The sequence below is a fragment of the Desulfitobacterium sp. genome (assembly GCF_035539115.1).
Taxonomy (GTDB): Bacteria; Bacillota; Desulfitobacteriia; order Desulfitobacteriales; family Desulfitobacteriaceae; genus Desulfitobacterium_A.
Map to the genome: position 1 here is coordinate 19,291 of NZ_DATLJA010000017.1, position 10,851 is coordinate 30,141.

The 10,851-nt window shown below is 42.0% G+C and carries 9 protein-coding genes and 1 tRNA gene; 7 read left to right on the forward strand and 3 right to left on the reverse strand.

What is annotated here, in order from left to right:
* Position 1: 1 nt before the first annotated feature.
* A complete protein-coding gene (locus VM640_RS02835; RefSeq protein ID WP_325389719.1) occupies positions 2-2,398 on the forward strand; it encodes a cytochrome c3 family protein in 2,397 nt (798 codons plus the stop codon).
* A gap of 283 nt (positions 2,399-2,681) precedes the next feature.
* On the forward strand, positions 2,682-3,605 hold the full coding sequence (locus VM640_RS02840) for a lytic transglycosylase domain-containing protein (RefSeq protein WP_325389721.1): 924 nt from the start codon (positions 2,682-2,684) through the stop codon (positions 3,603-3,605).
* Between the two features lie 52 nt (positions 3,606-3,657).
* Here VM640_RS02840 and VM640_RS02845 read toward each other — a convergent pair whose 3' ends face one another.
* Positions 3,658-4,839 (reverse strand): cyclopropane-fatty-acyl-phospholipid synthase family protein, encoded by a 1,182-nt coding sequence (locus tag VM640_RS02845; protein WP_325389723.1) that lies wholly within the window; start codon positions 4,837-4,839, stop codon positions 3,658-3,660.
* A gap of 182 nt (positions 4,840-5,021) precedes the next feature.
* Positions 5,022-6,005, reverse strand: a complete 984-nt coding sequence (locus VM640_RS02850) for a hypothetical protein (protein ID WP_325389725.1) — start codon at positions 6,003-6,005, stop codon at positions 5,022-5,024.
* Positions 6,006-6,328: 323 nt separating this feature from the next.
* Between VM640_RS02850 and VM640_RS02855 the strand changes: the two genes are divergently transcribed.
* From VM640_RS02855 to VM640_RS02865, 3 genes are all read left to right on the forward strand, one after another.
* Complete coding sequence (locus tag VM640_RS02855) at positions 6,329-7,003, forward strand: 4Fe-4S dicluster domain-containing protein (protein WP_325389727.1); 675 nt, start codon at positions 6,329-6,331, stop codon at positions 7,001-7,003.
* A 12-nt stretch (positions 7,004-7,015) separates the two neighbouring features.
* Positions 7,016-7,504, forward strand: a complete 489-nt coding sequence (gene nrfD, locus VM640_RS02860; protein ID WP_325389729.1) for an NrfD/PsrC family molybdoenzyme membrane anchor subunit — start codon at positions 7,016-7,018, stop codon at positions 7,502-7,504.
* A 72-nt stretch (positions 7,505-7,576) separates the two neighbouring features.
* Complete coding sequence (locus VM640_RS02865) at positions 7,577-8,011, forward strand: hypothetical protein (RefSeq protein ID WP_325389731.1); 435 nt, start codon at positions 7,577-7,579, stop codon at positions 8,009-8,011.
* Positions 8,012-8,034: 23 nt separating this feature from the next.
* Here VM640_RS02865 and aspD read toward each other — a convergent pair whose 3' ends face one another.
* Positions 8,035-9,675, reverse strand: coding sequence for an aspartate 4-decarboxylase (gene aspD, locus VM640_RS02870; protein ID WP_325389735.1), 1,641 nt, complete (start codon positions 9,673-9,675; stop codon positions 8,035-8,037).
* A 133-nt stretch (positions 9,676-9,808) separates the two neighbouring features.
* Between aspD and VM640_RS02875 the strand changes: the two genes are divergently transcribed.
* Both VM640_RS02875 and VM640_RS02880 read left to right on the forward strand, forming a co-directional pair.
* Positions 9,809-9,895, forward strand: a tRNA-Leu gene (locus tag VM640_RS02875).
* Positions 9,896-10,105: 210 nt separating this feature from the next.
* Positions 10,106-10,573: a hypothetical protein gene (locus VM640_RS02880; protein WP_325389733.1), complete on the forward strand. Its 468-nt coding sequence runs from the start codon at positions 10,106-10,108 to the stop codon at positions 10,571-10,573.
* The last annotated feature ends 278 nt before the right edge of the window (positions 10,574-10,851 follow it).

Genomic DNA, 10,851 nt, shown 5'->3' on the forward strand with positions numbered 1-10,851 from the left:
CTTGCATAATTATATAGGCTTAAAATCCTTGCGAGCATTCGTTCTCCTGAATCTAACGTTAATCATAGTTTTTGGGTTCTCTCTTGCGGAGCCAGTTCTGGCAGCGGGAAATCCTGTGGTTACTTCAACAAATCCCTCAGATACGCAAGAGCGGGTGGACGTCAATCTACCTATTTATATTACGTTTGACCGAGATATGGATTCTTCAACGATGACTAGTGCTAACCTTAACGTTCGAGATAGTCAGGCTCAGGACGTTCAAGCACGGGGTATTCATTACGATAGTACCAGTAAAACTACAGTATTCATTCCTCTGGCCCCTCTCAAACAGGATGAAACCTATCAACTCACGGTAAAAACGGGAGTTAAAGATACAAATGGGCTTCCACTTTTACAAGATTATTTAGTGTCCTTCAAAACAACCTTATCTTCCATTTCCCCTGAACCACGAGTGATCTCCACAATTCCGAAAGCTTCAGTATCTCAAATCGGCACTAAAAGGGTAATTTCAGCGAGCTTTAATCATGACATGAATCCGAATACAATTAATAATATGACGTTTACGGTTGTGGATCAGAATAAGAATCCAGTCACCCCTAAATCTATAACGTATGATACTTTAAGCCGAATCGCTGCTTTTGTGCCAGTAAGCCCTTTAACGACTAATACTCTATACACTGTTACGTTAAAAGGGGCTCCCGATGGAACGGGAATCAAAGATAGTGGAGGAGTTAATCTTGTAAATTATACGTGGTCGTTTACCACGGGAAATACGGATTTGAATGACCCCCATGGGAATTATATAGTTAATACCAATACTTGTGCGACCTGTCACCAAACCCATGACGCCCTGAATACGTCTCTTTTGAATAAAACGACGGAGACGGCTTTGTGTTTCACCTGTCATGATGGCTCAGGGAGTAATTATAATATCAACGCAGGGATGGTCGATACGACGAATAACCAATCTTTTCATCCCATTATGGATACGGGTAATCTCGCTACGCAGCAACTCCTTTATTGTTCTGACTGTCACGATCCGCATGGGGATAAGGATGCGCAAGGGAATTATTACAACAAATTACTCAAAGCAACGGATGGGACCACGACAGCTTACCAAGGTAATGAATTTTGCTTAATCTGTCATGGTGTAAATGATCGTAAATTTACTCCGACATATTATGGAGATACGGCAGGAAATCATACGAACCCGCTAGCGGCACATTATGATACAACGAAATCTGCGCTTGATTCGAGTACCAAGATTACGTGTTCGAAATGCCATACTCCCCATAGTGGAAGGTATAATCAGCTTACAGACCAACAAGAAGAAAATCTTTGTCTTACTTGTCATACAAACCCGGCTAACTCGCATAGTGGCACAGGGAATATTCAAGAACAGTTTTTTGGCAGCTCGACAGTTACGATTGTTTCAAAGCATGATATTACTTCCTCAGACAATGGAAAGGTAGAATGCTCGAGTTGTCATGGACCGCATACTGTAGGAGCGGCTTCCTTGAGTGAAGGAAAAGCGTATTCAGATCTTTCTGATCCAACAAATACAAAAAGTGTATTTACGACGGTTGCGGGAACACTGAATGCAACCATTGGCAATATGACTGATTTTTGTCTAAAATGCCACGCAGGAACTCCTCCAAGCGCAATACGAACATCAGATAAAGTGGTACCTTATTCGATTCAGTTTCCTTCGTTCCTTTTTACAACAAGTACAGGGTGGAATAAGACCGTCTATTTAAACAGTAAACACTATCTTAGTGGTGTATCCTGTAATGACTGTCATATACCCCATGGTTCCCCTTATCCAAGTTTGATGGCCAGAGGGGAAGATACTGTCAGTACAGATGGCGAATGTTTAAAATGTCACGGAGGGACTCCCCCAGCTGCTTACGCAACTGCTAAAAACGTAAGTACTGATTTTAAGAGTGTATCTCAGCATCCTACGTTGACGATCAGCAGCCTTCATAGCGATACCGAAACGGCTGCAGATAAAATGACGAAGCGTCACGCTGAATGTGTAGATTGTCATGATCCACATAGTCCGGCGAGAACAGTAAAAACGGGAAAAGATCTATGCTATGACTGTCATAGTTCCAGTACGTATACTGGGACAATTCAAAATGCTACGACGTCTAAATTTTCAGATCCAACGGTTGCAAATTTACATCTCAATTCAAATCACTCGGGTCAAGCCTGTACAGCATGCCATACTGCTGTTCCTCATGGCACTTCTCATCCGGGTTTACTCGCGCTAACAGGTGAAGTGAATAGTACGAGCCAAATCCAGAGTTTTACCGTAGATGGATTAGGAAAGCTTATTGGCTCAGCTAATAATTGGACGAAAAACTCATGTACTACTTCGTGTCATACGGTTCCATAACTCGTAGAAACTTTGATGAGTACGACTACCATCGGCTCAATTTCTTTTCGAAATCTAAAATTTTCAGATAAATAAAGAAGGAGCTCGGAGAAATGAGACCTTGGAGATTGATCTCTCTGAGGTCTTTCTCTTTTAGACGAAATGTATGTAAAACTGAAAATACATATTTTGGCGAATTTAGATAAATCGGGTCTGAAAAGGTGGCGATTTATGTAAAGAATATTAAACCTTGGGTATCGAAGATTAAGTCTAAGAGTTCTGAGAGTGAGGCGTGACACATTTCATGACTTTTTTTAATAATCTCAAGCTTTGCACGCGTAAAATCTATCTTCAAATCAATACCCATAATAAGATCTATAAGAAGTTAATTCCTTTATTATCGGTAAGCATGATTTTGTATTTTTCGTTTTATTGTCCTTCAACAAAATTTACACAGGAAGGCTTAATCAATTCTTTGAGTCATCGGAACCCCCCGAATTGGCTAATGCCCTCACACCCTGGTGAGTCTATCGATATCGAACTAACGAAGAATTATAAGCGGTTAAAATTAATGGAGTTTAGGAAGAAAACGGTTGTACTTCAATTAGATATTAAGGAACTTTTCGAGAAAAACAAGAGTGATAATTCCTCCCGGTATATATTAAGAGACGACCTATCAGCTGTAGTCAGTACCCTCGCTGAATTTTGGGCGATTACGATTGTCACAGATCAGGATCATAATGAAAAAATTATCGTAGGGAAGGGCTCTCAGCCGATTAATCTCAATGACCGGGTTTTACGCTGGCAGACGGAAATTGAAGCAGCTGCCGATAAGTATCATTTAGAGCCAGCACTCATCGCAGCTGTAATTGAACAAGAATCGGGCGGTGAGCCAGAATCCTTAAGCTCAGTTGGGGCAATCGGGCTAATGCAACTCATGCCTTCGACCGCTGAGCTTATGGGGGTTAATCCTTATGACACCATCCAAAATATCGATGGCGGTGCTCATTATTTACAGCTTCAACTCGAAAGTTTTGGCGATGTCCAGATAGCCTTGGCAGCCTATAACGCTGGTCCAGGAGAAGTAGAAAATGGTCATTGGATCAAAATACCGGAAACGATCGCTTATGTTGAAAAGGTTCCGGTATTAATTCGCAAGTATGAACAAATATGGCAGGAACATAGTGAGAAGTCCCAAGAGTCTCAAGATGTCCGGAGTACACTTTGACACCAATACACTCTTCTCTAAAACTCCAGGAAACGAAAAAGAGCAAATAGTCCTATGCTCTTGTCCAAGGCAACGTATTATTCACCCCTTTAATAAAGAGAAATTGGTGGACATCGATATTTCCGCAGTTAAAGGAGGCTGCACAGGAGTTCAAATAAAGCCGCCACATCCGAATGAACGTTTCATCTTTGGTCTTACTAATCTCGGGTAAGGCCTTTTCAAAGTTCCGAGCCCAATGCTCAAGCGTTCTTCCATAATGTCGGCGAAGGCTTTCTACGTCCAAAAGGTAATTACCGTGATCCGCCATGGATGTGATTATTTCTTTAATAGCCGGAATATATCCGCCTGGGAAAATGTATTTACTAATCCAGGAATTCGTTGATCCTTCTTCGATACTTGTAATGCAATGAAGCAGCGATACACCGCCAACTATTAACAGTTTATTCATGACCGAAAAGTATTCGCTGAGATGGTCTTGGCCGACATGCTCAACCATGCCCACACTCACCACGCGATCGAATTTTCGATCTTTTAACTCTCGGTAATCGATAAGTTGAACATCGACGAGATCCTCGAGTTTTTCCGCTTTGATTCTTTCGTTGACCTTAGTAAACTGTTCTGAACTTAAGGTAATCCCTGATGCTTTAACCTTATAGTTCCGGGCAGCGGTTAGGATTAACTCTCCCCAGCCGCATCCAATATCTAGCAAGGTTTCACCACCCGTTAGGGCCAGCTTTTTGAGAATATGCTCCACTTTATTTTTCTGAGCCTCTTCCAGGGTATCTTCGGGAGACTTAAAATAGGCGCAGGAATACGTCATCGTTTTATCCAACCAGAGCCGATAAAAATCATTCCCAATATCATAATGATACTGAACATCTTCCTTGCTGTTTTTGAAATTATGGGATAGGAATTTTCCGAGTTTGGCGAGTTGGTCGTGGCTATTTAAAAAGCTTTCTTTAGTGTTATATAAGGAAGTGATCATGTCTTCAAGGCTCCCGTCAATATCCATCTTCTTCGTCATGTAGCCTTCGCCAAAAGCCAAGGAAGGGTCCTTTAATATATCTGCTTTCGAAAGCGGTTCATTCAATTTAATTTTGAACTTCACCTTATCATTGCCGAAGTCCTCAACCTCCCCATCCCAAAATTCTAACTGGATTGGGTCTGAAAAAAGATTCTTAAATAACCCTTTAAAGAAAATCTTATCTACATTGGCGATTTGCTCAACAGCCATTAATAATCCTTCTTTCCCCAGCCTTCAAGAATATAGTATGAGAATAAGCTTCCGGATTTATACGACACCAAATATGTTTTATTGCAGCCGTCCGCTTCTAAGAGGTTAAGCTAAACAGAACAAAACCGTGCAGTCCCTGATCGGGCTTTGCACGGTTTCTTTGATCGTTTTATATTGAAGATTTAGTTGAGTTTATTGATCCCGATCTCGGCTTGCTCGAGCAGAGATTTACTTAAGGCATAGTTATGTGCGCCTTTCGAGGAATCTGAGGTGACATACATGTAATACGTACGAGCATTGTTGAATTGAGCAATTTTGGGGTCTTTGGGGTCAAGAGACTTAATTTTCTTTTCCCAACTATCAAACTTGGGTTTCAAATTATCCAACTTTTGGCTAATTTCCTTTTGGCGTTGCTGGATCTTAGTGATGGTTGAGGAAGGTTCATAGTGGCAGGTGATGCATTTGTCCTGTTTGAACATCTTGGCAAATTCTGTGTAATTCATTTGCGTACCTGTGCGCATGGTCCCGAGGCCATCGTAGGTGGCAGTTACACCGGGAACCATGAAATCATGTTTGAGACCATTGGTTACATGACAATCTGTGCAGGAAAACGTATCTTTCATCGCAGCCCATTTATAAGAAGGTTTTGTTGGCACGGCTCCAACCCCAACACCTTCGATCATCTCTTTTTGGGAGTGGTTTACTTCTTGACCGAGGGTGATCGTACTACCGGCGGTATGGCAGGTGGTACAAGATTGCCAACCCGGATTGCGGAGCGAAATCATTTTATCGCCACCCACGTTATGACAGACGAGGCAAGTTATTCCTTCACGATCCTTGGAATATTTCCCGTTTTGATAGAAATCAGTCAATTTTGCAGCGGGATCTCTTAGTATTGCTGTTTCGGAATGACAACGGATACATCCGTCTTCATAGTCAAAGCTTGCATCCTTTTCTTTTTCGCTAATCAGAGTAGGAAACATTTTGAAATGTTGGCTTTGTCGGACTTGATCGATAATGCTTGTGACATTTGTCGTTTGAGTAGAGACTTGCGGGCTGGACGTTACTGGCTCGGTCACTGCTGGTTTAGCTTTACCACACCCGGAAAGGATAACCAGGGATGAAAGGGTAACCAGAGCTAAGAGCAGGAGCTTTTTCGGTTTCATGAACGACCTTCCTTCCTTTACTGTTTTTTGTTATAAAAGTGTGCACCTCCTCACAAAAGGTCAACGATGATTCTTGTTATTAAATCAGCTCACCCTTAAATTATATTAATCGTAGTTAAAGTTCATGAGCTGAATTGACCAATCTAGAATTTAAAGTTTTTCTTCATAAGAAAAGGACTAAAAGAGTAGGTTCCTCTAATAATAATTAATATCACAAAGAGAAGTATATGTAAATGATAACCATAAAAAGAATTATATGCTATAATTAATCAAAAAGGAATGGTAACATTTTTGGATGCAAGAAGAGAGGAGTTGTTCGTTTGATGGCTAGTGTAAAACAGATCCGGTTAACCCGAAGAAATGCCATAAAAGCCGGTTTGCTTATGGGAGGTGCACTGGCTTTGGGGATCGTTCCAGGAAAAGTTGTTGAAGCTGGTCCGGCAACGACAAATGAAACTGTATCAGGTGGGAAAAAACAACTGGGCTTTATGTACGATGAAGGGAAATGTATTTTGTGCGGGGCCTGCGTTCAAGCCTGTAAGCTGACCTATAAATGGGAGGAAGGGGTTGAGTGGCGCAAGCTTGTTATCGGTGAGCAACATAATTTGTCTATGAGCTGCAATCATTGCGAAGATCCGGCCTGCGTGAAGGTCTGTCCGGTAAAGGCTTATACGAAACGCGAAAAAGACGGGATTGTAATCCATGACAAGGATCGTTGTGTCGGTTGTAAATACTGTTTATATGCTTGTCCTTACCATGCCCCGCAATTTGGCGAAGGATCGGGTGCAGTTTGCAAATGTCATTTTTGTTATATGCTTCAGGATAAGGGGGAAAAACCAGCTTGTGTTAGAGCTTGCCCCGTGAAAGCGCTTCAGTATGGGGAAATGAGCGAACTAATGAAAACCCCGGGAGCAGTTCGCGGTCAGATGAAAGGTCTACCTTTGCCGACGATGACTGGTCCATCATTGGTCATTATTCCAAAGGATGTCAAGAAATAAGGAGGAAAGGTTATGGTATTACATTGGGGGTGGCTAATTGCTATTTATCTCTTTTTAGGGGGTATGGGAGCTGGGTCTTACTTAGTTTCGTTCGCTTCTGAGAAAGGGTGGTTGGGGGATGCTCCGAGCTTAAGCCGGTTCGGGTATTATATCGCTGCCCCTTTGGTAGCTTTAGGGGCCGGTCTCTTAATTTTTGACTTAGGGCAAGGTTTAAAAAAACCTTGGCTCATTCTTGGAATGTTTCTGAATTTCCGCTCTGTCATGACGTGGGGGATCTATATTCTCTCCGCTTTCATCGGAGTTGGCCTTCTGAAAGCTTATTTTGTGTGGACCAAAAAGAAAGCCCCAAATATTATTGGTATGGCGGGTGCAGTGTTAGCCTTTTCTACGTGTGCTTATACCGGATTACTGCTAGCGGTTGTGAAAGCTGTACCTTTCTGGAACTTTTACTTAATGCCCGTGATTTTTGTTATAAGTGCTTTATCCACAGGGTTATCCTAGAACTCGATTCTAGCTCATCTTTTCGAAAAGAGTGAGTTGAAAGAGGGGAAGGCATGTGAAACTCACCTTCTAATGGCTGGGACGGAACTTGTTTTATTAGCGATCTTCTTTGGTGTGATTCTATCAGGTTTAAAAGGTCCTATAGCACTTGCTTCAGCTCAGAAAATTCTGAACGGTTCCCTAGCTTGGGCCTTCTGGGGAATTCTTATTGTCATCGGGCTGGTGGTCCCCTTATTGGCCTATGTCTATAACTTACATAAGAGGCATAGCTCGATTCAGCTTTCACAAGCGCAAAGAAGTTATACAGATATGCCAATTGCAGCAGCATCGGTTATGGAGGGAAAAGGAAAATTTGAGATCATGCCGAGTTCACTAAAAGGTGCTCATGCCGGAATCAATCCGCGTGCGATCATCATCTGTGATAGCGGGGTGCTGATTGGCGGATTGGCATTGCGGTGTTTAATTGTTTTTGCCGCAATTCCTGGTTGGAATGGACTTTTAAGTTAATATAATTTCCAAGTGGGTAGTCGCTATTGGTGAGTGGTTGACTCCCAGTCGGCGACATACGTTTCGAGGACGTGATGTAAGGATTGACCGATTTCTGAATAATCTCGATCCACAAGGTTAGCCAGGGATATGCGGATTGACCACTTCGGTCCACGAAAGCCACTTCCATTCAATAAGACAATGGAAGATTCCTCGGCGAGGCGTATGAGAATATCAATAAGTTTATAGTGCTCCTGCAAGTATTGACTGAAAGGATTTCCGTAATAATGAGTTGCCCATTCTAATAAATCAAATTCAGTGTAATAAGCAGCATCATAGGGGTCAGCGCGTAGGTCGAGTCCAAGGCTAGTAAACAATAGTTGTTGACGATGATGACAGATCTCCTTCGTCAATTCCTTATAGCGATTATCTTTATCTAGTAAAGCGAAGAGCGCAAAAAAAGCCATTTGTACCTGCTGGGGAGTCGATAATCCTGCTGTATGATTAAGAGCGACCTGACGGCTATCAGCAACAATACGATCAAGAAAACGGATTTCTTCAGGATGAGTAGAGAGGGCCTCATAGCGCTTTCTACCTTTTTCTTTTAGCTTTTCGGGTAAGTTTTTAAGTAAACGATCAAAGACATTCTCATGATGTAAGGTAATAACGCCAAGGCGCCAGCCTGTGACCCCGAAATATTTTGAAAAGGAATAGACTCCTAAGGTGTTAAAAGGCAAGTCGGCTACCAAGGAATGAAAGTGATCGACGAAAGTAGCATACACATCATCTGTAATAATCATGAGGTCGGGATTCTGTTTTTTTACAATTGACTTTATTTGTTCCACGGTTTCAGGTCTCATTGACACTGAAGGAGGATTACTGGGGTTCACAATAAACAACGCTTTTATCTCAGGGGACTTAAGTTTCTCAATTTCGGGCTTAGGATATTGCCAGGTGTGGGTTCCATCACTGGTTCTTTCTGAGGCATAAATATGGGTAACCTTAAAGTTATAACGTGGCAAAAGCGGAATTTCGAGATAGGGTGTAAAAACAGGAACCATTACAGCGATTGTGTCACCGATGGATAACAAATTGTTGGCTATTAAGGTATCGAAAATATAACACATGGCTGCAGTTGCCCCTTCAACAGCAAATACGTCATAGCCGGGATCCAGAGGTGATGGGTTGTGACCATAAAGTTCTTGAGTAAGATAATCTTTGACGATTTTCTCGATATGGATAAGCATTCGACCGGGGACGGGATAGTTATCACCGATTATTCCATCAGCCAGTTCATATACCCAATCATCTGGATTAAAGCTTTTGAGACTGATCCCATAAGCGATCATCTTCTGGAGGAGCGTTATTCCCGGAGCATCAGGATGATTTTGGGCATATATCTTAAAACGCTCGGCAATTCCATCATGTCTAGGCATTCCGGCAAGATCCTGCTGATTCCAAACACTGCGGGTTTCTTCAACAGCGAATAATCCGAAGGTGAAGAAGGCCTCGCGAGGAGTTGCCGCTGTCCAATTAGGGTTACCTCTTCCGGCATCAAGTAAGGTGCGGGTACTCTTCATAGATTGGTCTTTGGCAAGGCTAATCAATCGATCTTTTAATTCGAAGGGACTGATTTGTCCATAAATACGTTCGATTTCCTGGCGGATGAGGTCGGGTGTAGTCATCATGCAGTTGCTCCCATTCTTTTTTAATTGAGTCGTCTATATCGTTAGTATTTGCAAAAGGGGCTGGGTCTATCTAACATTTCTAAACTTTTATTGACATTCATAGACTGACCGTATATAATAAATTTTGCACGCGGTCGTGGCGGAACTGGCAGACGCGCTAGGTTCAGGTCCTAGTGCTCGCAAGGGCATGGAGGTTCAAGTCCTCTCGACCGCACCATATCGAAATTGCTAAAGCCCTTGGTATTCAAGGGCTTTTCTTTTTCCCCAATTTTGCCTTTGTTTAGTACAATCTAGCAATCATTTATACAAAGAAATAAAATATATTCCGGATAAAAAAGGAATTTACTATTTGAAGGAGAAATAGTATTCAGAATAGATTCAAAATTTTAAATACGTAAATCGAGAAGTATAAAAGGGGGTAGGGGAAATGAACCATATTTATGAAGTATCCTCCGCTCAGCTCGATGAACTGGTGGCTTTTCTGAGAGAAAATTGGCCAGAAGTTTCGGAACTACCGTTAGGTATTCGGGAAAAGAAAGAACGTTCATATTGGGAAAAAGTTCATTGTGAGGGACGGATCTTTTTCTATCGTGGTGAGGACGATTCAATTATAGCGCTTATTTCTCTTTCCCAAAAAGAAGCTGTGGTTACCATTGATTTGTTATTTATAAAATCTAAATTCAAAAATCAAGATATGGTGATGACAATGCTCAGTTTTGCGGAACGGGTAGCTGTGAATTGGTCAGGTGAATATATTAATTTAACATTTTCCGGGAGGGAAGAACTGGATCTACTCTTTCCCAAGTTCCATGGCCTGGGATATTCCTGTCAATGCCCCATTAATCAAAAAGGGAATGTCCTTATTGAGAAAAGGTTGAATAGTGAAACCCGGTAGTTAAAAGACTGCCGGGTTTATTTTTATACTAACAGAAAGTATAAGTCTAGGGGCAGATAGTATAAGTGCAACCAGCGGCCTTCGTTCTCGCTAAAGCTCGGCGAAAGCCGGGTTTTCTTTATACTAACAGAAAGTATAAATTTTTGGCAGATAGCATAAGTGCAACCAGCGGTTTTCGCTTTCCTACGATGCAAGTAGTTAAGTCCGGCAGGATAAGGCGACTAAGGCCATCGCTTTGGCGCTGGCCAAGTCTTCTTTATCGCAAAGCTCGGCGAAAG